At 31.1% G+C, this 26,378-nt stretch carries 25 protein-coding genes; 6 read left to right on the top strand and 19 right to left on the bottom strand.

Translation table 11 applies throughout. From position 1 onward, the window contains the following. Positions 1 to 148: 148 nt before the first annotated feature. The 3 genes from KA858_RS04265 to galU are packed head-to-tail and all read left to right on the top strand — an operon-like array spanning position 149 to position 3,408. Positions 149 to 1,159: a polysaccharide pyruvyl transferase family protein gene (locus KA858_RS04265; protein ID WP_210135101.1), complete on the top strand. Its 1,011-nt coding sequence runs from the start codon at positions 149 to 151 to the stop codon at positions 1,157 to 1,159. Beyond that, positions 1,152 to 2,516 carry an MATE family efflux transporter gene (locus KA858_RS04260; RefSeq protein ID WP_210135100.1) on the top strand — a complete coding sequence of 455 codons (1,365 nt, stop codon included), beginning with the start codon at positions 1,152 to 1,154 and terminating at the stop codon, positions 2,514 to 2,516. Before KA858_RS04265 ends, KA858_RS04260 begins: the two co-directional genes overlap by 8 nt. 25 nt (positions 2,517 to 2,541) lie before the next feature. After that, entirely contained in the window at positions 2,542 to 3,408 is an 867-nt protein-coding gene (gene galU, locus KA858_RS04255) for a UTP--glucose-1-phosphate uridylyltransferase GalU (protein ID WP_210135099.1), read from the top strand. 307 nt (positions 3,409 to 3,715) lie between these two features. Here galU and KA858_RS04250 read toward each other — a convergent pair whose 3' ends face one another. The 16 genes from KA858_RS04250 to KA858_RS04175 form a co-directional block, all read right to left on the bottom strand. Further along, positions 3,716 to 5,359 (bottom strand): phospho-sugar mutase, encoded by a 1,644-nt coding sequence (locus KA858_RS04250; protein ID WP_210135098.1) that lies wholly within the window; start codon positions 5,357 to 5,359, stop codon positions 3,716 to 3,718. A gap of 82 nt (positions 5,360 to 5,441) precedes the next feature. After that, positions 5,442 to 6,371, bottom strand: a complete 930-nt coding sequence (locus KA858_RS04245) for an LCP family protein (RefSeq protein ID WP_210135097.1) — start codon at positions 6,369 to 6,371, stop codon at positions 5,442 to 5,444. Between the two features lie 20 nt (positions 6,372 to 6,391). After that, positions 6,392 to 7,522: an aminotransferase class I/II-fold pyridoxal phosphate-dependent enzyme gene (locus tag KA858_RS04240; RefSeq protein WP_210135096.1), complete on the bottom strand. Its 1,131-nt coding sequence runs from the start codon at positions 7,520 to 7,522 to the stop codon at positions 6,392 to 6,394. A 6-nt stretch (positions 7,523 to 7,528) separates the two neighbouring features. Then, a complete protein-coding gene (locus KA858_RS04235; RefSeq protein ID WP_210135095.1) occupies positions 7,529 to 8,149 on the bottom strand; it encodes an acetyltransferase in 621 nt (206 codons plus the stop codon). Beyond that, entirely contained in the window at positions 8,149 to 8,742 is a 594-nt protein-coding gene (locus tag KA858_RS04230) for a sugar transferase (protein ID WP_210135094.1), read from the bottom strand. The genes KA858_RS04235 and KA858_RS04230 overlap by 1 nt, the downstream gene beginning before the upstream one ends. Before the next feature lie 28 nt (positions 8,743 to 8,770). After that, positions 8,771 to 9,901, bottom strand: a complete 1,131-nt coding sequence (locus tag KA858_RS04225) for a glycosyltransferase family 4 protein (protein ID WP_210135093.1) — start codon at positions 9,899 to 9,901, stop codon at positions 8,771 to 8,773. A gap of 27 nt (positions 9,902 to 9,928) precedes the next feature. Next, a complete protein-coding gene (locus KA858_RS04220) occupies positions 9,929 to 11,200 on the bottom strand; it encodes a nucleotide sugar dehydrogenase (RefSeq protein WP_210135092.1) in 1,272 nt (423 codons plus the stop codon). 12 nt (positions 11,201 to 11,212) lie between these two features. After that, positions 11,213 to 12,553, bottom strand: a complete 1,341-nt coding sequence (locus KA858_RS04215) for a phenylacetate--CoA ligase family protein (protein WP_210135091.1) — start codon at positions 12,551 to 12,553, stop codon at positions 11,213 to 11,215. A gap of 14 nt (positions 12,554 to 12,567) precedes the next feature. Further along, complete coding sequence (locus KA858_RS04210; protein ID WP_210135090.1) at positions 12,568 to 13,569, bottom strand: NAD-dependent epimerase; 1,002 nt, start codon at positions 13,567 to 13,569, stop codon at positions 12,568 to 12,570. Further along, positions 13,566 to 14,531, bottom strand: a complete 966-nt coding sequence (locus tag KA858_RS13070; RefSeq protein WP_481906464.1) for an EpsG family protein — start codon at positions 14,529 to 14,531, stop codon at positions 13,566 to 13,568. Before KA858_RS13070 ends, KA858_RS04210 begins: the two co-directional genes overlap by 4 nt. Further along, the gene (locus tag KA858_RS04200) at positions 14,531 to 15,337 is read right to left on the bottom strand and encodes a glycosyltransferase family 2 protein (protein WP_210135088.1); all 807 of its coding nucleotides are present in this window, start codon (positions 15,335 to 15,337) and stop codon (positions 14,531 to 14,533) included. The genes KA858_RS13070 and KA858_RS04200 overlap by 1 nt, the downstream gene beginning before the upstream one ends. Before the next feature lie 21 nt (positions 15,338 to 15,358). After that, positions 15,359 to 17,158 (bottom strand): polysaccharide biosynthesis protein, encoded by a 1,800-nt coding sequence (locus KA858_RS04195; RefSeq protein ID WP_210135087.1) that lies wholly within the window; start codon positions 17,156 to 17,158, stop codon positions 15,359 to 15,361. 29 nt (positions 17,159 to 17,187) lie between these two features. Beyond that, entirely contained in the window at positions 17,188 to 17,955 is a 768-nt protein-coding gene (locus KA858_RS04190; RefSeq protein WP_210135086.1) for a tyrosine-protein phosphatase, read from the bottom strand. Next, positions 17,948 to 18,652 carry a polysaccharide biosynthesis tyrosine autokinase gene (locus tag KA858_RS04185; protein WP_210135085.1) on the bottom strand — a complete coding sequence of 235 codons (705 nt, stop codon included), beginning with the start codon at positions 18,650 to 18,652 and terminating at the stop codon, positions 17,948 to 17,950. Before KA858_RS04185 ends, KA858_RS04190 begins: the two co-directional genes overlap by 8 nt. A gap of 13 nt (positions 18,653 to 18,665) precedes the next feature. Continuing rightward, entirely contained in the window at positions 18,666 to 19,328 is a 663-nt protein-coding gene (locus tag KA858_RS04180) for a Wzz/FepE/Etk N-terminal domain-containing protein (RefSeq protein WP_210135084.1), read from the bottom strand. Between the two features lie 509 nt (positions 19,329 to 19,837). After that, entirely contained in the window at positions 19,838 to 19,939 is a 102-nt protein-coding gene (locus KA858_RS04175; protein ID WP_016930637.1) for an SE2200 family small protein, read from the bottom strand. Between the two features lie 219 nt (positions 19,940 to 20,158). On the opposite strand from KA858_RS04175, the gene KA858_RS04170 reads away from it, so the two are divergent. Beyond that, on the top strand, positions 20,159 to 20,785 hold the full coding sequence (locus tag KA858_RS04170; RefSeq protein ID WP_107629225.1) for an FMN-dependent NADH-azoreductase: 627 nt from the start codon (positions 20,159 to 20,161) through the stop codon (positions 20,783 to 20,785). A 67-nt stretch (positions 20,786 to 20,852) separates the two neighbouring features. Here the strand turns inward: KA858_RS04170 and KA858_RS04165 are convergent, their stop codons facing one another. Continuing rightward, positions 20,853 to 21,299, bottom strand: coding sequence for a MarR family winged helix-turn-helix transcriptional regulator (locus tag KA858_RS04165; RefSeq protein WP_210135083.1), 447 nt, complete (start codon positions 21,297 to 21,299; stop codon positions 20,853 to 20,855). A 151-nt stretch (positions 21,300 to 21,450) separates the two neighbouring features. Between KA858_RS04165 and KA858_RS04160 the strand changes: the two genes are divergently transcribed. After that, complete coding sequence (locus KA858_RS04160) at positions 21,451 to 23,091, top strand: alpha-keto acid decarboxylase family protein (RefSeq protein ID WP_210135082.1); 1,641 nt, start codon at positions 21,451 to 21,453, stop codon at positions 23,089 to 23,091. 73 nt (positions 23,092 to 23,164) lie between these two features. Here KA858_RS04160 and KA858_RS04155 read toward each other — a convergent pair whose 3' ends face one another. Then, a complete protein-coding gene (locus KA858_RS04155) occupies positions 23,165 to 24,307 on the bottom strand; it encodes a CapA family protein (protein WP_210135081.1) in 1,143 nt (380 codons plus the stop codon). 198 nt (positions 24,308 to 24,505) lie between these two features. Here KA858_RS04155 and KA858_RS04150 point away from each other — a divergent pair, with 198 nt between their 5' ends. Beyond that, entirely contained in the window at positions 24,506 to 24,838 is a 333-nt protein-coding gene (locus KA858_RS04150; RefSeq protein WP_210135080.1) for an SdpI family protein, read from the top strand. A gap of 150 nt (positions 24,839 to 24,988) precedes the next feature. Here KA858_RS04150 and KA858_RS04145 read toward each other — a convergent pair whose 3' ends face one another. Then, positions 24,989 to 25,984: a LacI family DNA-binding transcriptional regulator gene (locus KA858_RS04145; protein WP_210135079.1), complete on the bottom strand. Its 996-nt coding sequence runs from the start codon at positions 25,982 to 25,984 to the stop codon at positions 24,989 to 24,991. Positions 25,985 to 26,378: the final 394 nt, after the last annotated feature.

Raw genomic sequence — 26,378 nt, 5'->3', positions numbered from 1 at the left:
GATTTACTTTTATTTATGTAAGCTTATATTTTTAAAAAATACTCAAAATAAATCTTACAAAAGAATATTAATGTATGTAATTAACATGATATAATTTATTGTAGAAAACTAATTTTACAATAAATTATATAGGAAATGGTGTAAGAATATGAAAGTTTTTTTCAAAGGCTATTATGGTTTTAAAAATATTGGTGATGATATTTTCGTTCATACTATTGATTGGTTTTGCAAAAAATATAATTTACATTATTTAATTCATGGTTACGAATTGCCTTATGGTATAAACGGAAAGTTAATATCCAACAAATTTAAAAAGAATTTTTATGATTTATTTTATGCTTTTAGAGCCAATAAAATAATATATTGGGGTGGTTCTACTTTTGAAAGTATATCTCGCAAAACTGATTTAAAATATTTGTTAAATAGACTACCATTTTTAAGAAAAAAAGTTTCACTTTTTTCTATATCATTGGGCCCATTTAATAATAAAACTGAAAAAACTAAAGTAATAAATTTTGTGAATAAGCTTAATTATGCAGGAGTTAGAGACGAAAAATCTTTAAATTTATCAACTAATACAAAATTCACATTTGATTTAGCAATATTAACCCCCTTAATTTTTAAAGCTAACCACAAAAACAACAATCCTAAAAAAATAATAAGCCTTAATATCTCTGATTCAAAAAATTATACTGAATATACGAAAAAGTATATTAATTTTTTAATTGAAAATAAAAAAGATATACTTGAAGTTAATGTATTAGTATTTAACCCTAATGATTATGATAAATCTACTGAAATAGCTAATATTCTAAAACAAAATGGTATTAAAACCAATTTACACAAATATACACGAAATACTAAGGAATTGGTTAATAAACTTTCTCAGTCTGACTTTTTAATGGGGAATAGGTTACACTCAGGTATTCTAGCTTACGCTTATAATATACCTTTTATATTAAATGAGTATCATTCAAAATGTACTGAATTCTTAAATACAATTAATCAAGAATATCGTTATAAAAATTTAGATAATAATCGCCAAAATTTAACTGACATCATTGAGAAATGTAAGAATCGAAAAGATCCTTCATATTTTCTTGATATAACTCTAGCTGAACTTGAAAATTTAAATAATGTAATTAAACATCATGATTAAAACTTTTTCTTTATTATTTAGTCAAATTCTTTCCATATTACTTAATTTTTCAGTTCAGCTTATCTTGGCAAATTTCTATGGTAAAAGTGAAACAGGTACATATTTATCTATTATCTCTATAATGAATATTTTAAGTGTTTTAGGTTTATTTGGTATTAATAAATATTATATCTTTTTAAAATCTAAAAAAGGTTTTATTGATGAAATTACCGCAATAAATATCATTAAAATATATATACTAATGAACATTCTATCAATAATTTTAATGTTATTTATTGGGTGGATCAATTTTAGTCATTATTTACTGTTTATAATTAGTTCTACTTTAATGATGGTATTAACAAATAGTATTGCAATTATAACCAGTTATATTCAAGTTAGAGAAAAAATTATAAAAGTTTCTTTCTTACAATTAATTATTCCGCTTCTTAAAGTGAGCGGGTTAATTTTAGGTGCTTTTTTATTTCAAAAATTATTTAAAGGTTATTCGATTATTGTAATTTTAGTTACCTTAGGAATTTTAATTATCAATGCTATACAGTATTCTAAAAGTTTATTCCATTTTAACTTTTTCAAAAAAACTGATTTAATTTTAACTTTAAGGAAATTAACTCCCTATGCTTTATTAAGTATTACATTTTTAATGTATACACAAGGCAATACTTTTTATGTAGGTATATGGTTAGATTCCAAAGGTGCTGCATACTTTGGTCTTGCTTATTTATTTTTAAATACTATATTTATCTTACCAACCGCAATTTACCAACGTTTATTAGCTCATAAATTACTCTATTTAATGTATAACTCACTCGAAGAATTCAAAAAACTTTTAAGTAACCTTCAAGATGTGTTAATTATTTTATCGAGTGTCGCAATTTTATTGATATATTTACTAGCAAAAATTCTTATAACAACATTCTTTGGCGAAAGTTATTTAAGAAGTGTTGAAATATTACAAATTTTAGCATTTATCATACCATTTAGACTATTATCTATAAGTATTGGTACCGTTTTATCAAATGATGATCACGTGAAAGAAAGAATAAAAGTAGAGTTAATTGTAACATTTTTTAACTTTATTGCTAATTTAATTTTAATTAAACTTTTAGGTATTAATGGGGCTATTATAAGTGCAATTTTAACTGAATTAATACTATCTTTATCATTTGCTAAAGTGGTTCGTGAAAAGTTTAATATGAAAGTTAAATATTTATTTTATTTACCTATGGTAATTGCTTTAATTATATATTTTGCTAATCTACCAAACTATGTAGAATATATAATTGTTTTTTTAATTATTGCTATTTTAGTTAAGCCGATAATGAGCCGTTTAAGAATTATAAAAAAATATATTTAGTTTTTAGAAAAGGAGAAATTCAGTTATGAAAATTAAAAAAGCTATTATTCCTGCAGCTGGTTTAGGAACGAGATTTTTACCAGCAACAAAAGCGATGCCTAAGGAGATGCTTCCTATTTTAGATAAACCCACTATTCAATACATAGTGGAAGAAGCCTCTCGTGCAGGAATTGAAGATATTATTATAGTAACCGGCAAACATAAGCGCGCGATTGAAGACCATTTCGACAATCAAAAGGAATTAGAAATGGTACTTGAAGAAAAAGGTAAATCAGACTTACTTGAGAAAGTTCAATACTCAACAGATTTAGCCAATATCTTTTACGTTCGTCAAAAAGAACAAAAAGGATTAGGTCATGCTATTTATACTGCTCGCCAATTCATCGGTGATGAGCCATTTGCGGTACTTTTAGGTGATGACATTGTAGAATCAGATGAACCCGCTATTAAACAATTAATGAATGTATATGAGGAAACAGGTCACTCTGTGATTGGCGTTCAAGAAGTGCCAGAGAATGTTACACATCGCTATGGCATTATTGATCCTTTAGACAAAGAAGGACGTCGTTACGAAGTTAAACAATTTGTTGAGAAACCTGCTCAAGGTACAGCACCATCGAATTTAGCTATTATGGGCAGATACGTTTTAACCCCTGAAATTTTCAATTATTTAAAAGATCAAAAAGAAGGGGCAGGTAATGAAATTCAATTAACCGATGCAATTGAACGCATGAATAATGATACAAAAAATGTTTATGCTTTTGATTTTTCAGGTAATCGATATGATGTGGGAGAAAAATTTGGTTTTGTTACAACTACAATAGAATACGCTCTTAAAGATGATTCTATTTCAAACAAGTTAAAAGACTATCTAAAATCTTTATCTTTATAAACCTGTAAAATCCTCTGATATTAATAGTTATAGATTATTTATCCGCTTAATCTATATCGAGAGGTTAATTTCATAATTAAATCGACTCTACAATAAATTGACTGATGACTAAAAATCATCAGTCAATTTTGTATATGGAATATTAAAAAATTGCTCGAAAGCATTTCATAAAGAAGTTAAGTAACATAATCACTATAAATGAATTTCTTCTCATCAAAGTACAAAAAATGAGATTAAACAACTAAATGTTATTTAATCTCTATAGTTTCCCCATATAACTCCATGTCTTTTTTTCAATTACTACTAATTATATTTCAAAAATTTCATTATTTATACTTTCGGCTACTTTATCGAAATTTTTCACTTTTAAAGACACGTATAATTTAATTTTAGGTTCTGTACCAGAAGGTCTTAATGCTATAAATCCTTCCTTAAAGTAAATTTTTATAAGTTTAGCTTTAGGCAATTCAATTGGTTCTGTCACGTGTTCTTTGATAAAATATCTAATACCAGTTTCATAATTTTCAATTTTTTGAATTTCCAAACCAGCAATAGTTGTCAAAGTTGGCACGCTCATTCTATCCATTATTTTTAAAATTTTCTTTTTCCCTTCTAACCCCTCAAATGTATTAGAATATAAATTATCTTTACGATAACCTACATTTTGATAAATTTCACCTAATTCTTGGAAAAGAGTTTTATTATTATTCTTTAATTCTGATGCATAACTAATAAGTAATGGAACAATTTGTATAGCATCTTTATCTCTTACAAAGTCACTCGCTAAAAAACCGTAACTTTCTTCATATCCTAATATAAAATTATTTTCTTCATTTAAATCTTTAAGTTCTTTTGCAATATACTTAAACCCTGTGAGTACTTCTTTAGTTTGTATTCCATAAAATTCAGCTAAGTCTTTAGCCAATTCACTACTTACAATTGATTGAATCATTAATCTGTTTTTTAAATGCTTCGTCTGTTTAATTCTATAATTAAGTAATAAAGCACCAATTTCATTTCCATTAAAATGGTGAATATCACCATTATCATCACGTTCAACAATTCCAAGTCTGTCTGCATCTGGATCTGTACAGATTATTAAATTTGCATTAATTTTATTTGCTAAATCAATTGCTTGTTCAAAAGCTCTTTTATCTTCAGGATTAGCACTATCTACTGAGTTAAAATCAGGGTCAGGTTCGCATTGATTTTCTACTAAATAATAATTATTAAATTCTAATTGATTTAATAATTGAGGAACCACTGGCACACTTGTACCATGTAAACTACTAAAAACTAATTTTAAATCTGATTTTGGTATATACTCTACTAATTCAATGATTTGTTCAAAATAATTATTTGTTACATCAATAGGTAATGTTTTTATAAATTCAGTATTAAATTCGAAATTAAATTCATTATCAACGATAAGAGAATTGCCTAGCTTATTGATATATTCGCTTAACTTATCAGAATCATCTGTTGAGAGTTGCGCTCCATCACTCCCATAGACTTTAATGCCGTTATAATTCCTTGGATTATGACTAGCAGTTATCATAATACCTATACCTGTTTTCAAATATCTCACACTATATGATAATTCGGGTGTGGTTTTATATGTATCTGGCATATAAACTTTAATTTTATATTGAGATAATGTATTAGCTATAATTTCAGCAAATTCTTTGGAAAGATGTCTAGTGTCATAATGAATTACTGCTTGTTTATTTTCTAACTCATTAGCTACATAATTTGCAACACCTAAAGCTACTTTTTGGACAGTAAATCTATTTAACCTTCCTTCTCCTAAGCCAAATTTACCTCTTATACCAGCAGTTCCAAATGATAATGCTGTATTAAATCCTTCATTTTTTTCAATATTAGATTGATTTAAAAAAAAGGATTTGACCATACTATCATCTATTCTATTTAACCAACTTTCTTCACACATATCATATGCCCCTTTTCATATAGTTTATATGTAAACGGTTAGTGCTATTTTGTCACTAACCGTATTTTCATAATTTGTAACACTAATCTAAATTGTCATATAATTTCTTTCTTACCTCTTTCAAACTATTTTCATCTGGATAGAAGTAATACAAATTGTCATCGCCAAGCGCATTTTGACCATTGATTGTTAAACGTTCAACATTGTCTTGTGCTTTATCATAATCAGATTTGAAGCGATTTAACTGTACGAAGCTTAAGTCCGTTTTCAAGTTATCTTGAGCAGCTTTAAATAAACCATTCAATTTTGTTACTGAGTTAACAGAGAATGCTTCTCTTGCAACTGCAGTAATCACTTGTTGTTGACGTAATTGGCGACCTTCATCGCCCCCTGCACCATCCTCTTTACGACTTCTCATATATTTTAAAGCTTCATCTCCACTCATATGATATTTTTCCCCTTTTACAAAATCATACTCATGAAATTTGAATGTTGCGTTACTAGTTACATCAACTCCACCTAATTCATCCACTACCGTCTTAACACCATCCATATTAATAGCTATATAATGATCTACTGGTACATCCATTAAATTTTCCAATGAATTTACAGCCATTTTTGGACCTCCGTAGGCATAAGCGTGGTTGATTTTTTCGGTAGTTCCATGTCCAACAATTTTAGTTCGTGTATCACGGGGTACACTTACCATTACAGTTTTTTTATCGTCAGGGTTAATTGACATTAATACAATAGAGTCACTACGTTGACCGAGATTTTCTTGTTGTCTCTCAGCATCATCATCTATACCATAAAGTACAACTGTCATGGGATCCCCTTCTTTAGCAGCCTTATGTCTTAATTGCGAATGCTCCCTATCTAAAGATTCGTTAATCGAATTATTTAATGAATGTAATTTTGTAAAGATAAAAATAGCTGCAACAACAATAAGGACTAATAAAACAATAAGAATTGTTATAATTACTTTAAAAGTAGTTGATTTCTTTTTTTTCATAATCATTGATCACTCATTTTTTATAGACTTTTAATAATTTCAATCACTCGATCTTGTTGTGAATCTGTCATATCAGAACCTGATGGTAAGCATACACCATGATTAAATAAATATGCGCCATTATCATTTCCACTCGTTATATAGTCATAAGATTCAAAGAATGGTTGAAGGTGCATTGGTTTCCAAACAGGACGTGCTTCAATATTATTTTGTTGTAAGGCATCAATTAAATCTAATGCGCTAAATCCTGTTTTACTTTCGTCAATTGTTAATGCAGTTAACCAACGATTTGATTTCGAATCAGGTAATTCTGGTTGGAAGTCAAAACCTTCAATACTACCAAATGCTTCATTATACTTATCGAATATTTCACGGCGACGTTGAATACGCTGATCTAATACTTCCATTTGTCCTCTTCCAATGCCAGCAGAAATATTGCTTAATCGATAATTATACCCTAGCTCACTATGTTGATAATGAAGTGCCTTATCTCTCGCTTGTGTAGATACGAAAAGGGCATGTGCAATATGTTCTTCATCATTTGAAATAAGCATTCCACCGCCACTTGTAGTTATGATTTTATTTCCATTAAATGAGAAAGTACCATATTTTCCGAAAGTACCGCTTTTTTGTCCTTTATAAATTGCACCTAATGACTCAGCTGCATCTTCAACTAAAGTAGTTTTATACTCATCGCAAATCGCTTTAATTTCATCCATCTTAGCTGATTGACCATATAAATTAACTGCTACAACTGCTTTGGGTTTGATTCCTTTTTCGGCATACTTCTCAAATGCTTTACGTAAAGCATCTGGTGACATGTTCCATGAATCCATTTCTGAATCAATGAAGACAGGGATAGCACCTTGATAAATAATAGGGTTAGCTGAAGCACTAAACGTTAAAGAACTACAGAATACAATATCATCTTTTTGAACACCACTTTCAATTAAAGCTAAATGAATAGCAGAAGTTCCGCTACCAACTGCAACTGCTGCGTTAACTCCTACATAATTTTTAATACTATTCTCAAACTCTGTAACATTTTCACCTAATGGTGCAATCCAGTTTTTGTCGAATGCATCATGTATGTAATCTAACTCCGTACCACCCATATGTGGTCTAGATAAGAATATTCTTTCTTCTTCCATTTATATTCACTCCTTAATTTTGGCTGGCGTTCCAACGACTGTTGATTCTGATTTAACATTATTTATGACTGTTGCTCCTGCGCCCACAACACACCTTTTACCTATTTCAACTAGTGGTATAACAGCTGCGTTGATAGCAATATGTGACGCATCACCGACTTTAACACCACCTGCTAATGTTGCATTAGGTGAAATATGAACATAATCACCAATTTGATTATCGTGTTCTATAATTGCTCCAGTATTCACTATGGCATGTTTTCCTACTATTGAATCAGCATTTACTACTGCATTTGGCATCACGACAGTTCCGTTACCAATTCGAGCACTTGGGCTCACAATTGCTGTTGGATGTATTAATGTTGCATATTGCTCAATTTTAATTTCTAATTGATTAAATAACTTTTTACGAACATGATTATTTCCAATTGCAATAATAAATAAATAGTCATCTTTATACTGTTTTATGTTATCTAAACTATCGTAAAATATATTTTCTTCTGTGTAATATTCATTGATAGCGTTATCAAGATAACCAACGATATAGTATTGTTGCGTCGTTTCAATTATATCTTTAATAACTTTTGAATGCCCGCCTTTACCAATGATTATAATTGGTTTACTCATCACTTATTACCTCTAAACTTTTCAGCAGTTACATGATTTGGCGCATTAATATCTTTACGTTTTAAAATATTAATTATTGTTTTATAAAGAATGTACATATCTAATTTAAAAGATTGATTTTCAGCATACAACACGTCTAACTTAAATTTTGCATCCCAAGTAATTGCATTACGCCCATTCACCTGCGCCCAACCAGTAATTCCTGGTTTAACATTATGTCGTTTCTTTTGTTCATCATTATATAGGGGTAAATATTCCATTAATAAAGGTCTAGGACCAATCAAACTAATATCTCCTTTTAACACATTTATTAACTGGGGTAATTCATCAATACTTGATTTTCTAATAAATGTTCCTACAGGTGTCATACGTTGCTCGTCCGGAAGTAATTCTCCTTTTTCATCTCTTTTATCCGACATAGTACGAAATTTGTAGATTTCAAATGGCTCTCCATACTGACCTGGACGTATTTGTCTAAACAAAACTGGTTTCCCTAATTTTTTCGCAATAACTATAGTAGCAGTGAGCGTGATAGGTGCTGATAATATTAATCCTGTACCACTAACAGCTATATCGAACAAACGTTTAATCATAACTCATCCCTCCTTTTGATATACTATCTTAAATAGGAAGTTTGTTTTTATATATTGTTTCTAAGTGTTTCCAAACAATTTCATTGCTAAATCTTTCTTCCACCCATTGTCTTCCATTAGCACCCAATTGAATTTTGCATTCTGGATTATTAATTAAATATTCAACTTTATCTGCAATATCTTTACTTGCACCAACATCAACTAAAAATCCTGTTTGATTATCTTCAATCGTATCTATCGCTCCAGTAGCTCGTGTAGTAATAACTGGAACTTCTACAGCTTGTGCTTCTAAGCTAACGTTAGCAAATCCTTCTCTATACGTTGGAGAAACTAATACGTCCATATGGTTAAAATAATTAACTGGTTGTGAAACATGACCTGCCAATATAACATCGTTATTGTCTACTAAATATTGATAATCTGAGGCACTAATGGAATTGTCTTTCTCTGGATTACCTAATAGCAAAAGTTTAACCTTTAAGTTCTTAGCTTGAAGCATTTTAAACATTTCAACTACTTCTTTAATACCTTTATCTTTTACAATTCTTCCTACAAACCCTATGACGAAGTGTCCTAAAAGTTGTTCTTGCAATTCATTTGGAATAGTGTTGAATTTCTTATCAAACTTTTCAAGATTGACCCCATTAGAACTACCATAACCTAAAACTTTTATTTTGCTTTTATTAGCCAATTTTAATTCTACAATTTTAGATTTTAAGCTTTCAGATACAGCGATTATATCTGTAGAACAATACATTGCTAACTTTTCCATTGCATAAAGAATTTTATACTTAGGCCCTGAAATAGTTTCTAATCTCAGTCCTCGAACAGTATAAATACGGACGGGTCTACGTGTTATAAATGCTGCAAGTGTACCAATCAAACCAGCTTTAGGTGTGCCTGAATTGACAATATAAGGTTTTTCCTTTTTGAAGAGTTTAACCATATTGATTAATGATTTTAAGTCATTTTTCAAAGATATTTCTCTTTCCATGTTTATTGCATGTGTAATATCAGAAGAATACGTATTTTGTTCCGGTCCTTCAGAAGATACAACATGGATATCTAAACCTTTATCTCTCAAATATTCAATTTGACCTTTCATCAAATTGATACTCTTAGCAACCGTCACTAGATGAAATATTTTTTTGTTCGTCATACTATCACCCTGTCTATATAGAAATTTTTACAATCTCCATAAGCCTTTGTTTCCAATTTCGTCATTTTCGATTATACCTTTAATATCTAATACCATACCGTTATCTTTCACAAGTTTTAAATAGTCTTGTTTATTTTCAACGTACTCTTTGTGCGCAACTGCAAATACTATTGCATCTGCTTGAGGTAATTCATTTTGATCTTCTAAGTTTAGATTGTAAAATCTTTGTGCTTCTTCTTTATCTGCTTCAACATCATTAACATGAACGTCTAAACCGTAGTCTTTTAATTCTTTGATGATATTAATTACTTTTGTATTTCTTAGGTCAGGACAATTTTCTTTGAATGTTAAACCTAAAACATTTACTTTCGCACCTTGAACTTCTAAGCCTTGTTTTAATAAACCTTTGATTACGTTAGAAGCAATAAACTTTGACATATCATCATTAATGCGACGTCCTGCTAGAATGACTTCAGGATGATGACCAACTTCTTGCGCTTTGTGTGTTAAGTAATACGGATCCACACCTATACAATGTCCACCTACTAAACCAGGTTTAAAGTTTAAGAAATTCCATTTTGTTCCAGAAGCACGTAATACTTCGTTTGTATCAATATCTAATTTATCAAAAATCAAAGCTAATTCATTCATTAAAGCAATATTCACATCGCGCTGTGTATTTTCAATCACTTTTGCAGCTTCTGCCACTTTAATAGATGAAGCTTTATGAACACCAGCAGTTACAACCGAGCCATATACATCTGCGACTACTTCTAAAACCTCTGGAGTTTGACCAGACACAACTTTAGTAATAGTTTCAAATGTATGAACTTTATCACCTGGGTTGATTCTTTCTGGAGAATATCCAACAAAGAAGTCTTTGCCACAAGTTAATCCAGATTCTTTTTCAAGTACAGGTACACATTCTTCTTCTGTAGCTCCTGGATAAACCGTTGATTCATACACCACAATTGTGCCAGGAGTTATCTCTTTCCCTACTGTTTCACTTGCTTTCACCAATGGTGTTAAATCTGGTTTGTTATTTTTATCAATTGGGGTTGGTACTGCAACAATAATAAAGTCAGCTTTTTTAAGATCTTCTGAATTTGATGTGAATATAATATCTGTAGTTTTTAAATCTTCAGTTGTTACTTCATTTGTTCTATCATAGTTATCTTTTAATTCTTTAATTCGTTTTTCATTGATATCGAAACCAATTACTTCATGCTTTTTACCAAATGTTACTGCTACTGGTAAACCTACATATCCTAATCCAACAATAGCTATTTTTCTATCCATTATGAAACCCCTTTATTTTAAATTATTAATAGTGAAACGTTTCTTTCCACCTTGCGTAAGCTCTATTTTATCCACAAATTCATAATTAAATTTAGTTTTTTTACCAAAAGTTGAAACAAGTTCTTTTTCTAATTTATTTTTTATTTTATTTTTATCTACATCTTTTTCCGCTACTAATTTTATATTTAATTCATTTAATTTATCTTGTATAAATTGAGCATCTATAATACTATTTCCTAATACCTTTAGAGTAGTAGATAAATGTGCATTAGTGACAATACCTCTCTCATTAGATTTAAGAAAATCATTATTTCTACCAATTACCCTTTTAATTTTTATATCTTTTTGCGTGTAATTTTCAGGTAAATCTTCATAAAGTTCTACTGAATCTTCAATTTTATATCTAAACAATGGCGTTGTAGTAGTATAAAAACCAGTCACAATTAACTCATATATTCTATCTTCAATTTTTTGAAGTTCAAAGTAACCACTCATAGGTCCTATTTCTAGCTGTCCTTCAACATTTTCTGTTATAAATGGTGAACCTTCAGAAGATGCATATTGATTTCTCACTGGACAACCAAACGCTTTTTCAATGTTATCTTTCATTTCGTCTGTTAATGCTTCAGCGGTTGGGAAGATTGCAATAGGAGTAAATGTTAACTTTATATTATGCTCTAAAATATATTTTGATAATCTCTCTAATATAGTTGGAAATCCATCTAAAGTTTTTGGTTTAAAATCATTCAATTTGTTAACATAGTACTTTAAGTTTTCCCCATCAGCATGATAGGCAGAAAATAAAAGCTGATTCAACGACTCATTATATCTCCAAAATATTTTCTTTTTCTGATGGTTTGGTATAATTTTTTTCCCGCCAATACTTGCTCTCTTCATCCCTTTGTGAACTCCATGCTGTTCTTTAAAATAATCTAAATAAGCTATTTTTCTAGACATATCTAAAGAACTTGAATATATTTTTAAGCTTTTACCTGTTGAACCACCAGTTCCTAAAGTTATCAAATCATTCTTATCTCTAGTAACCATATCTTCAACATTTAATCTAACAAGTTCTTTTGTTAAAATAGGGTATTTTTCTAAGTTCTCTAAATCAATTGAATCACTAAAATCTAATAATTTTTTATTATAATATGTGCTATTATTTTTAATATACTTATAAAAGTTTCTCATTCTTTTTTCTTGTAGTTCAAAAGGATCTTGGCACCCTCTTAATCTTTCGAGTTCTTCATAATATTCTTTTGTATATCGTTGTTTCTCATATAACATACCTTGTATTGAAACCATTATGTTTTGTAAAGCAATTGGAGAATGATCGTATATAAATTGAAGCATGAATCCCCCCTCCTTTATTTATAATATTCTAAATACCAATCTATAAATTTATTCACACCGTCTTGAATGGATGTTTCTGGCTTAAAGTCAATATTTTTAAATAAATCATCAACGTTTGCATAAGTTTCAGGAACATCTCCTGGTTGTAAATCCATGTAATTCTTCTTAGCTGTTTTTCCAAGTTTATTTTCGATTGCTTCAACAAATTCCATTAAACGTACCGGACTATTATTACCGATATTGTAAATTTTATAAGGTGCATATGATGAACTTGGATCTGGGTTGGCACCTGACCACTCTGGATTTGGTTGTGCTGGTTTTCTAACTAAACGACTTATCGCTTCAACAATATCGTCTACATATGTAAAATCTCGCATCATTTTACCATGATTGTATACATCTATTGTTTCATCATTAACTACTGCCTTAGTAAACTTAAACAAAGCCATATCAGGACGTCCCCAAGGACCATAAACAGTGAAAAAGCGTAGCCCAGTTGTTGGTAAATTGTATAGATGACTATACGTATGTGCCATTAGTTCATTTGATTTTTTAGTAGCAGCATACAAACTTAATGGATGGTCAATATTGTCAGTTGTTTTAAAAGGTTTATTAGTATTAGCACCATAAACTGAACTTGAAGATGCATAAATTAAGTGTTTAACATCGTAGTGACGACATCCTTCTAAAATATTCATGAAACCTACTATATTAGAATCAATATAGGCTCTTGGATTTTCAATACTATATCTAACACCTGCTTGCGCAGCTAAATTGATAACCACCTCAGGTTTCTCTTTTTCAAATATTTGGTTCACCTTTTCAACATCTTCTAAGTCATTTCTATAAAATGTAAAATGTTCATCACCAATAGACTTTAATCTGTCTTCTTTTAATTGCACAGAATAATAATCATTAACATTATCGATACCTACTATTTCATAACCTTGACTAATTAATTTCTTTGCCAATGTTGATCCTATAAAGCCCGCAACGCCTGTAATTAAAACTTTCATATACTATGTATCCTTCCTATTAAATATTTTATTAGTAATGGTGTAGTGATTAATAAGGTCCACCAATTATAAATTGCTAACCTATCCGAGAACCCTTGAAACCCTAGACAGTAAAACACAATCGAACTAATTAGAATATATTTATATATATATGAATTAATTTGATTCTTACGATATAAATAAGAAGCAAGTAATGTTACTAAAGTAGTTAATACAAAAAAATCCAACCTATTTCCTTGTATATTTTTTAAATTATTAACCCCAATACTGGTCATATTAGTATAAGTACTTTCATATCCGAAACTTAAAAATAAGGTGCTATTTAAATGAGTTATAAATAGCAAGGCTGATATAATAGTAATCAATAAGAGCCATTTAACTTTAATATATTTATTAAGCAAGAAGTATATTGTAAACACAATACTTGACAAATGAATAAAAGGAAACATTATTGAAATTACTTTACTATATTTAGATTTCAAAGATAATAAAAGCAATATTAATGCTATGACCATTGCTTGCCTAATTATATTAGTTGACATAGTAAAAAACAAAGGAGCATTAGTATATATAAAAATGGAAATAATCGACAGCATTTTGTCTTCAAATATATTATACAATGCCATTATTATTATTATATTTATTATAAATACTAAAACTACAAAAGTATTATTATCGAAAAATTGCACCATTATCCAAGAATAATATCTGAAAAAAAGTTCAAAGTTATCAAAATACCATACTTCCGATAACTTCATTCTACTAATGGTTGTTAAAAAAGCTTGATATGTATATGCATCTGTTGATTCATTAATAGGATAATTTGCTAATTTTATTATAAGATTCAAAGAAAATATACAATAAACAAAATTCAAAATATTTTTGCTAAATCTAATTTTAAACAGCTTGGTCGAGAGTAAAACAGTAAGTAAAGCTATACAAACAACATTTAATATCCACATCATTGATGAACCCTTTTTCGTAAACCAACTTTGATTAATCTATACAAATGTTTAAGAGTACTTAAAGCTACTAAGAAAAAATAAGTTGATTTATGTATTTTTTTTTCATTTAATAATGTTCGAAAAGCATCTAGTGCTCCTTTATATAACTTACTGAGATTAGAAGTTAAACCACTTTCACCGTAATTCTCTTTATAGGAATAAGCTAAACATTCATTTATTTTTATTGCTTTATGTCCATCTAATATTATTTGAGTCCAAAGTAAAAAATCTTCTACATGCCTTTTCCCAGATTTAAATCTGTATTTATCAATATTTCTCATCATAACAGTACGAGTACCTAATCTATTTTTTAACAACTGTTTTCTAGGAGTAATAATTGAAAAATCATCGTTACTTTTATTAGCCATTACTTTTTTATGAGCAATACTAGAATCATGTGCTGATATAAATGCATTATATTTCTCCATATAATTTAACTGCGTTTCTATTTTTCTACTGTCCCAAGTATCATCACTATCTAAAAAGGCTACATATTTTGTATTTGCTTCTTCTAACCCTTTATTTCGAGCATCCCCAGGACCTTTATTCACTGGTAAATAAAACACTTTTATAATATCGCTAAGACTCTCTATCTCTGATAGAATTTCATTATCACTAATACGATTACTAAAATCATCTATAATAAAAATAGATTTGGGGCGTGTTTTTTGATTTAATATAGAGTACACCGCTCTTTTAATCGTGTCGTTATCTCTATAATAAGGAATGATAGCAGTAACATCTGCAGTTTTATTATTAGCCATTTACATTTCCTCCATTCAGATCTATTCATTAGCAACCTTAAGAATTTTTTCTTTACTAAACGCTTTACCTAAATCTTCGATAATTGCATCTACTTCTTCTTTTGAGAAATCCTTTACCTTACCGCGATAAATTTTTTCATAAACTTGTTCTGGATGAATCTCATTTTTATTAAGTAGTTCTTCATACATTTTTTCACCAGGACGTATGCCACTAAACTTAATTTGAATTTCTTCCTCAGTTTTACCGCTTAAGCGAATTAAGTTACGCGCTAAATCCACAATCTTCACTGGTTCACCCATATCTAGCACAAATACTTCTCCACCTTGAGCTAGTGCACCAGCTTGAAGTACTAATCTTGAAGCTTCCGGAATTGTCATGAAATATCTAGTCATGTCAGGATGCGTAACAGTTACAGGACCACCCGCTTCGATTTGCTTCTTGAATAATGGAATTACTGAACCGCGTGAACCTAATACGTTACCAAAACGAACAGCTACAAAATCTGTTTTACTATTTTCATCATTAAGACTTTGTACTACCATTTCAGCTACACGTTTAGATGCACCCATCACATTCGGTGGATTTACAGCTTTATCTGTTGATACCATTACAAATTTTCTCACACCTGCATTTTTAGCTGCTGTAGCAACATTTCTAGTACCTAATACATTATTTCTAAATGCTTCTATTGGATTATATTCCATTAATGGCACATGTTTATGTGCTGCAGCATGGTATACCGCATATGGTTTATATTCATCCATAATTTCTTGAATACGTTCTCCATTTTGTACATCAGCTATAATTGGTATAATTTCTATTTTATCCTTGTAAATCGCATTTAATTCTTGGTGAATAAGATAAATACTATTTTCACCGTGGCCCAATAATAGTATACGTTCTGGTTCAAATTTACATACTTGTCTACATATTTCCGAGCCAATTGACCCACCTGCACCAGTAATCATAATTGTTTTATGCGTAAGTTCTTTAGAAATCATGGCCATATCTAATTCAACTGGTTCTCGTCCAAGTAAATCTTCAACTTCTACACGTTTTAATTGATTAACTTCCAATTCACCCGCAAGAACTTGTTCAATACTTGGCATTTTGAATAACTCGATTCCAGTACTATTACAAATATTATTTATCTCTTTAAGCCGATCTGGTTTAAGTGTAGGTATGGCAATGATAATACGCTTAATTCTAAATTTATTAACTAAATTTGGAATATCATCAATAGACCCTTGTACTTTGACGCCCTCAGCAATAGTCAATTTTTTCTTTTGTGGGTCGTCATCAACAACTAATACTGGTTCAAGTCCCATTTCAGGACTTCTTAACATTTGACGAATTAATAATGAGCCACCGCGCCCTGCACCTACGATTAGCGTTGGTTTTTTCTTTTGTTTTTTTCCAACTACAAATCCTCTAGCAACTCTCCATGAAATTCTTGAACCACCTATAAGGATCAAATGCATCATCCAAGTTATTAAATATAATCTGAAAAACGGTGGATGTGCAGTAAAGATTGGAACTAAGATCATTGTAGCTATAATTGAACATGTAACTGACTCTACGATTAATAGAAGCTCATTAACACTAGCGTACTCCCAAGCACGATGATATAGATTAAATATGTATGCAAAGACATGATGCGAAATCAGTAATACAATTGAATTAACAATTAAAAGCTCCCTTGAATACCCTTCAAAAAAAGGTTCTAAAATGTTGTAACAAATAAAAACTGAAAAAGCTACAATAAGTGAATCTATTATAATTAATATTAGAAGACGTCCTCTTGCACTTAACTTGTCCACACGTCTATCCCCCTTAACTTACTTTCCTTTTAAAACAATCCAAACAATTTTCTATCATTGTAATTTTGAGTAGGTTGTTTCTTTATTACATCCTCATCATTAACAATGTACTTAGCGTTATTAATCAAATTTTCTATGTTTTTTTCATATTTTTTTAACTTTTTGTTATTGTATAAGCTTTTCATTATGAATGGTCTTTGAGATTCATGATGAGCGTCTGATGCAATAAAATGTACCAAATTATTTTCAATCATTTGAATAGAAATTTTTTGTATTTTTTTGCCTTGAATTCCTTGTAATGAAGATGATGTTAATTGAGCAAGCGCCCCTTGATTGATTAAATTATAGAGTACATCTAAATTTTGACTAATTTCCTTATTTCTCTCTGGATGCGCAATGATTGGTATGTATCCTTCTGATTGCAATTCAAAGAAAAGACGATTTGCATAGTGAGGAACCCCTCTAGATGGAAATTCAATCAATATATATCTAGAATGATTCAAACCAATAGCTTCGCCTTTTCTTAGTTGCGGTAAAACTTGATCGCTTATTCTTATTTCTTGACCTGGAAGTAGCGTAATTCCCAATTCTTTGACTTCATCTAAGTCTATAATTTGTTGTAACTTCTCATTAACCTTCGCGTAGTTATTATCAAATTGAGGGCTTAGGTGATGTGGAGTTACGATAATCTCTGTAACTCCTTCACTTTGTCCTTGTTTAAGAAGGTTTAGCATATCTTCTTTCGTCTTTGGTCCATCGTCTACATTTACCAGTACATGATTATGTATATCAATCATTACTTTCATCATCTCCATAATAATAATAAGTTGATGATTTTTCTTTAGGCGTTTTATTTAGAATTGCACCTAAAAGATGTCCATCTGCTTGTTCAATTAAACGTTTTGCTTTTTTAATTTCGTTTTTATTATTATGTTCAGTATCGATTACAAGTACACAGTCTTCTACATTTCTCAAATAAACTTGCGCATCCGTCACTGATATAACTGGTGGCGTATCGATTAATATAAAATCATATATACTAAATAACTTTTCTAGTATACTAGTAAATTTAGTCGATGCTATTAATTCTGATGGATTTGGTGGTATTGGTCCAGAAGTTAATAAATCCAAATTATTGACTCTTGTACTTCTAATCGCTCTGTCAAAATCTGACTTCCCAATAATTAAATTTGACAATCCGTCATAATTAGTTGTTTCAAAGTGATAGTGTTGCGTTGGCTTTCTCATATCACCATCAATAATCAATGTTTTATATCCTGCCTGCGCATAAGTAATAGCAATATTGGCTGATACTACACTTTTACCAGCTGCTGGTTTCTCCGAGGTAACTATAATTCCTCTAATTTCTTCAACACCAGAAAACATTATATTAGATCGAATCCCTCTCACTTTTTCACTCACAATTGATTTAGGTTTGTCTTCAACAAATAAAGGTGTTTGTAGCTTTTTACGCTTCTCATTTTTTTTTGCCATAATTTTTCTACTCCTATTTTAATTTTTGAATTGAACCTAAGACTGGGATATCCAATTCACGTTTAACGTCTTCTTCTGTTCTAATTCTTTTATCGAATAATTCTTTAAATATTATAATTATAATTGCAAAAATTAAACCGAAGACTAAGCTTGCTACTATATTAATTGTTATATTGGGCGACACTCTAGTTGATGTTCCGTCAGCAACTGAAAGAATACTGACATTATCCACATTCATGATGACAGGTATTTGCTTTTTAAATACTTTAGCCACATCATTTGTCAATTGCTCTGATTTATTTTTACTTCCTGCTTTTACACTCAAATATAATATTTGTGTTTGAGCTTTAGTATTAACCGAAACCATTTTATTAAGTTGAGAAACTGAATATTCTTTATGTTCTTTTGAAACTTCATCTAAAATTCTCGGACTTTTTACAATTTCAGTGTATGTATTTACTAATTGAATATTACTTTGTACTTGCTGAGCTTGCATGTTATCACTTTTCTCTTTCTCGTTAACAAGAACTTGCGTTGTTGCCTCATACTTAGGACTAGCAATTAGAAAAGTATAAATTAAGCTAATAAGTAAAAAAACTATTGGTAATAACACTAGTAATTTCCAGTTTTTCTTAATGATTTCCCATATTTTTGTAAAATCGACTGTATTTTCCATGACAACCTCCAAATTCTAATTTCGATATTAATTTTATATTTTTAACATGGTTTTTACAACAAAATTTTAAAATATAATTAATATTATTCTTTGTAATTACGAATTAATTTTGTTTTTCTTCAACTTGACAAAACATATTTTTTACAATTAACAAAACCTTTACACTTCATCTTAAAATATTACTTCGAATATATGTTTAAGTTTATGTAAATATCATGTAAATGCGTGTCAAATAAACTACATCAATACGCAATGTGTAGTTTTTTATAATTATTTGAGTCAGTGTTACCCCAATTCCGATAAAAGGATTCAGAATTCTTTATCCGTACATTATATAATATTGAACAGTCATTATATGTCCACTTGAGATAAATTATTTTATATTTTAAAAAACTTATATTTAACCAATAACCCTTTTCATTCGTTACATCCGTTGTGATTTATCCAACAAATTGTATGTATACAAAAAACCAAGATACTTCTACACAGAAATATCTTGGTTTTAAATATTAATATTCAATATTTGGCATTTCGTTTACTTTGTTTTGGTATTTTTTGAAACCAACATATGCAGCTACGCCTAAAACTACTGTAATTAATAATCCCTTCATGTCTGTCACTCCTTTAAGGTTCTACATTTATTAGATTTCTTAAATATTTAAATCTAAATTTACCTATATTATACACTTAAAATCGTTCATTTTTAAAGTCACGTTTCATTATCTTATACACCATTGGTCTGATTTTTTATCAAAAGTATTGCAATAATTTGAAAATCTAATATATTAATTATATCGATTTCGAAATAAATTTATTAGAGGTGCACGACTGTGACAAAATTATTATATATTACAGCACATCCATTAGATGAATTAGCTTCTAATTCTATGGCTGCTGGTAAAGCATTTATTGAATCATACAAAGAAAATCACGCTAGTGATGAAGTGAAACATATTGATTTATTCAAAGAAGATATTCCAGTGATTGATAAAGATGTATTAACTGGTTGGGGTAAATTAAGAAATGGTGACGATCTTACTAAAGAAGAACAACAAAAAGTAGATCGTTTCAACGAAATCTTAGAAGAATTCCTTTCTGCGGATAAATATGTGTTCGTTTCACCAATGTGGAATCTTTCATTCCCTCCTGTATTAAAAGCATACATTGATGCGATTTCAATTGCAGGTAAAACTTTCAAATACACTGCTGAAGGTCCTCAAGGTCTTTTAACAGATAAAAAAGTATTACACATTCAATCACGTGGTGGCTTCTACTCAGAAGGTCCAGCAGCTGATGTTGAAAGTGGTGACCGTTACTTAAGAACAATCATGACTTTCTTAGGTGTCCCTTCATACGAAAATGTCATTATTGAAGGTCACAATGCACAACCGGAAAGAACAGAAGAAATCAAAGCCGCTTCAATTGCTGAAGCACAAGAAATGGGTAAAACTTTCTAATAAACCTTATTAAAAGGCATTGCGTAAACGACTACGCAGTGCCCTGTTTCTTATTCAGTCCTATTTATTACTCATCTTTCAAATGCTGAATATCTTGAAAGCCTTCTCTGTAATTCGATAATTCTTCCATGATGGCATACCAATCATGGCCAACGTTTTGAAATGTACGTTGCATTAATTCATTCTGCGCTTTATTTAATTTATCCACTAACTTACTTCCTTTAGGTGTTGGGAATAATTGTTTCACGCGTCGATCTTCTTCAGATGTTTGTTCGACAATAAGCCCTTCTTCTTTTAATTTGCGCAACGTCGCATGTGATCCCTGTTTAGAAATTTCAAGTGTTTTCAATAGTTGTTTAATGGTAATACCAGGCAATTTATTAATGAAGAATAAAAAGCGATGGTGTTGACGACTCATGTCATATTTTTCAATAATTTCATCTGCCGTTTTTATAAATGTCTTATATGCGAAGTAAAATAACATATGTTCATAATCATTTTTATTACTATCCATAAGCTTCTTTCCTTTTCCATTTGTGAATGATTACCCACATTATAATCAATTTTCAAAAAACAGTCGAAAAAAGGTCAACGTAATTGACTTTATTATTTAATGTAATTATATTGTAAGTGTATTCTAATTTATAAATAAAGGTGGAATGAATATGAAACAACGTGTAGGACAATACTTAATGGATGCAGTACATCGTGCAGGTGTCGATAAAATATTTGGTGTCCCTGGCGATTTCAACCTAGCATTTCTAGATGACATCGTGCGTCATGACGGTGTGGAATGGGTTGGCACAACCAATGAACTTAATGGGAGTTATGCTGCGGATGGCTATGCACGTATCAATGGACTAGGCGTGCTTGTTACGACATTTGGTGTAGGTGAATTAAGTGCGGTTAACGGGATTGCAGGTTCGTATGCTGAACGTGTCCCTGTCATTGCGATTACAGGTGCACCAACACAAGCAGTAGAACAAGCCGGTAAATACGTGCATCACTCATTAGGTGAAGGTCGTTTCGATAGCTATCAGAAAATGTTCGAACATATTACGACTGCACAAGCATACATTACTGCTGAGAATGCTACAACTGAAATTCCTAGAGTCATCAATGCTGCTATTCATGAACGCCGCCCAGTGCACATTCATCTTCCTATTGATGTTGCAATGACTGAAATTGAGGTAGAATCATCATTTGATGTGATACCAGCACCAGACGTAAACGTTGAGCACTATATCGATATGGTTGCAGAGAAATTACGTTCTGCGTCACAACCCGTCATTATTACAGGTCATGAAATTAACAGTTTCCACTTACACGAAGCACTTGAGCAATTTATTAATCGAACACACATTCCAGTCACTCAATTATCGCTAGGTAAAGGTGCCTTTAACGAAGAGAATCCATATTATATTGGTATTTACGATGGCAAAATTGCAGAAGATCAAATTAAAGATTATGTCGATCATAGTGATGCTATTTTAAATATTGGAGCTAAATTGACTGACTCAGCTACAGCCGGTTTCTCTTATAAATTTGATATTGATGACGTCGTTATGCTTAATCACCATAACTTCAAGCTGAACGAAACAACTGCTAAAGACGTGACGCTACCTCGCTTAATCGACGGCTTGAATACAATTGATTATCGATATGAGGGTACGTTCCCTCCTTTTGAAAAGGAAGCAACAAATGAAATGACTTTATCAGACGATATCTTAACGCAAGCAACTTACTTTGACATGATGCAACACTTTATTAAAGATGATGATGTCTTATTAGCTGAACAAGGTACATCATTCTTTGGTGCGTATGATTTAGCTTTACCGAAAAATATGACATTCATCGGACAACCATTATGGGGGTCTATCGGTTACACACTACCAGCTACATTAGGTACGCAAATGGCTGATCCAAATCGCCGTAACATCTTATTAATCGGGGATGGCTCATTACAACTTACAGTTCAAGAATTATCTACGATGATTCGCCAAGATATCAAACCGATTATCTTCGTGATTAATAACGATGGTTATACAGTAGAACGCTTAATCCACGGTATGGAAGAAACGTACAATGATATCCGTATGTGGGATTATAAAGCGCTACCGAAAGTATTTGGTGGCGATAACGTTGCTGTGCATGACGTGAAGACTTCTAATGACTTACAGAACGTCTTTGACGCCATTAACGCTGCACCAGAGCAATTACACTTCACTGAAGTTACAATGAAATGGGATGACGCACCAGCCAAACTTCGCGACATTTCAAAAGCCTTTGCAGCACAAAATAAATAAAAATATTGCTTCTACTAAGCAACAAGCCTGCGACATTTAATATTGTCGCAGGCTTGCTTGTGTATAGCTTTATTTATATACTCTTTTCATCTAAATAGTCGGAATCAATGACGTCTTTCGTTATATCTTGGAGATGTTTAAGATTCCATTGACTTTTCTTATCGTTTCTTAATCCATGTTCCTGTGCTAAATCCTCATTATAATCATCTAAGTTGTACACTTCAAAATCATGTCTCGTGTCTTTATCGGTTTCATCCCACTGCTGATAGTGATTGACCATACTTGTCCACTTCACATGTTCTATGTGTGCACCTTTAGGCGCTTTAACGATATCAAAATTCAATCTTCCTAATAATTGATTATGTTCATTTCCAGTATCTTGTCCATTCAGAAAATTACCTAATGAATAAGCGACCAATGTTTGATGATGACCATGTTGACTCTTCACCCACTCAATCGGTTGTATGACATGGGGGTGCGTGCCTATTACGACATCTACGCCTTCATTCGCAAATAATTGCGCATATTTCCTTTGTGTAGAATTTGGCTCATGATGGTTCTCTAACCCCCAATGGGCCGACACCATCACGACATCACTTTGTTGTTTAGCTTTTCTTACATCTCGTTTAATCGTCTTTTCATCAAACGTTTTAATCGTATATGGATAGCGTGATGTCATATCATTTGTACCATATGTATAACTTAGTAAACTCACCTTAATACCATTTACAGTCATGACTGGTATCGTTTGAGCGTCCTTTTCCGAATTAAAAATACCTGTAAATAAAACATGATCTTCAAATGGTTTCCAAGCCTTAAGATGGTTTAAGACCCCTTCATCACCTTGATCTAAGGCATGATTATTGGCACCATTGACCATATCAAAGCCTGTTGCGACAACATCTTGCGCAATTTGGCTTGGTGTATTAAAGTGCTTAAATCCAGAAAATGGGCGATCATCACCACCTAAAGGAGATTCTTGATTAATAAACGCAAGATCAGGTGCTTGTATGTCCTGCTTAATGTGTGAATACATAGGTTTAAAATTAAACGTGCCATCTTGTTGCATCGCATCATTATACACAACGGGATGTATTAAATTATCTCCGACTGCAACCACTGACGCCTCATCAGTCACATCTTCGGCTAACGTCATGCCACAAAGGATAGTAAAAGTAAAAAATAATATTATACAGCTGACATAATATTTAATCACAATACGTGCCCTCTTTCATTGAAGCATTATAATGTCTTTTATATTCAGAACATCTTTAAATAAATTGTATAACGCTTTATAATCATAGCTTTTATTTAATTTTAGTAGATTACTTATTTCGATGCAATTTGAATAAGAAAATAGTTTAATATATCATTTAATTGTATATTTTTATTAATTATTATAGGGAGTTATAACATGATATTATTACCACTAAGCATCATTATGGGGTGCTTTGGTTACATCTTTAAATGCCATCCACCTACCGAGCGCAACGGTTGGTACGGTTATCGAACAAAGAAATCCATGGCCAATGATCGCAATTGGATTAAAGCACAAAAACAATATGGCATCTATTCTTTAAAATACTTATGGGTGATCATATTGTTTGGAATTATCGGACTCATGATTGAAATTGTAGGTATAGTGAGAAACAATGATTTAATCATTATGGCCGGTTTAGGCATAGAGTTGGTAGTAATGGTATGGTATTTATTTATTATCTATTGGAAAGTCGAGAGAGAGTTATAAATATTTTCCTTTTTTTAAAATTTGTGAGTCCTTGGATTGTTTTTATTATTAATAGAATACATCCCACGTCGTTCCATTCACAATTGAAATAATTAAATAAATCAAAACAAGCCTTCCACTTCGTTTAAACTTCGAAATGGAAGGCTTTATTTATGTGCTTTGTCGTTCTACGATATTTAATTTTAATACGTCATGATTACTTTCAAATGTTGTATCTTCAAGCAATGCCAATAAATAGTGAATCAATTGCTTACCAATGTCATTAACTGGTTGATTCACTGTCGATAAAGGAATCTTCAATAAACTAGAAATGGGTTGGTTATCATATCCCATAATCGCGATTTGATTAGGAATATCAATGTGATGCTCAGTTAAAAAATGAATTAACCCTAATGCGACTTCATCACTGCCAGTAAATATAGCATCAGGCAACATCTCCTGTTCTAGCAATGTTCCCCCTATGCGTTCACCGTCTTCAATCGTATGCACATTATTAAAAATCCACTCTCGTCTAATGTCTAAACCATTGTCTTTCATTGCCTCTCTAAACCCAATATTTCTAGGCTTATTGAAACAATGATCATAGTAATGGTTATCTGTACAATACGCTATATGACGATAGCCTTTATTAATTAAGTATTGAATGGCATCATACGTCGTTTGACGTTGATTGGTATGTATGATTTTCACTTTATCTGACTGAGTTGATTGATCCGCCGATAATACGATAGGACCATATTGCGTATACGGTTCTAAAACCTCTATATCATTCTCAAGCGTACCCATAATCACGCCAGCAATGTGCTTCTGTTTAAACATATTTAATAACCGTAACTCTTCATCTTTATGATTATATGTCTGCATGATTAACGTATGATATGGCGTATCTTTAATTTCTTTGTCAATTGCATCTATTAAGTATGCGAAATACGGATTCGTAATTCTAGGTACAATAATGCCAATCGTATAAGACTTGTTAGAGCGCAATTGCATTGCGATTGAATTCGGAACATAATCCAGTTCATCCATCGCTTGTTGAATTTTAATTTTCTTTTCCTCAGAAATATAGGGATGATGGTTCATATACCTTGAAACCGTCGATATGGATAATCCCGCTCTCTGAGCTACATCTTTAATTGTCGCCATAGTACCCACCTTCAATGAAACCGTTTTCATTATTTATGATAGGTTGTCGCTACATTTTTGTCAATCACTCAAGTTAGATATTCAACAGTTAATAGGGTGTGGATCAGGATTCTTTTAAATTCGTCGTAACCCCAGCTTGCTTTGCTTGTAGAATTTCTTAGTGAAATTCTCTTTGCTGGGGCCCCGATCCCCAACTTGCTTAGCTTGTAAAATCACTTTCGTGATTTTTTGTGTTGGGGCCCCGACCCCAACTTGCTTTGCTTGTTGAATTTCTTGATGAAATTCTCTTTGCTGGGGCCCCGACTCCTAGCTTGCTTTGCTTGTTGAATTTCTTAGCGAAATTCTCTTTGCTAGGACTCCGCCCGCAAGGATGACTAGAACTGAGAAAAGCTTG

It is taken from the genome of Staphylococcus sp. GDX8P80P, assembly GCF_017893095.1.
GTDB classification, from domain to species: Bacteria; Bacillota; Bacilli; order Staphylococcales; family Staphylococcaceae; genus Staphylococcus; species Staphylococcus borealis.
Note: the sequence above shows the minus strand (reverse complement) of the source record. Positions and strands in the feature narration are given on the sequence as shown.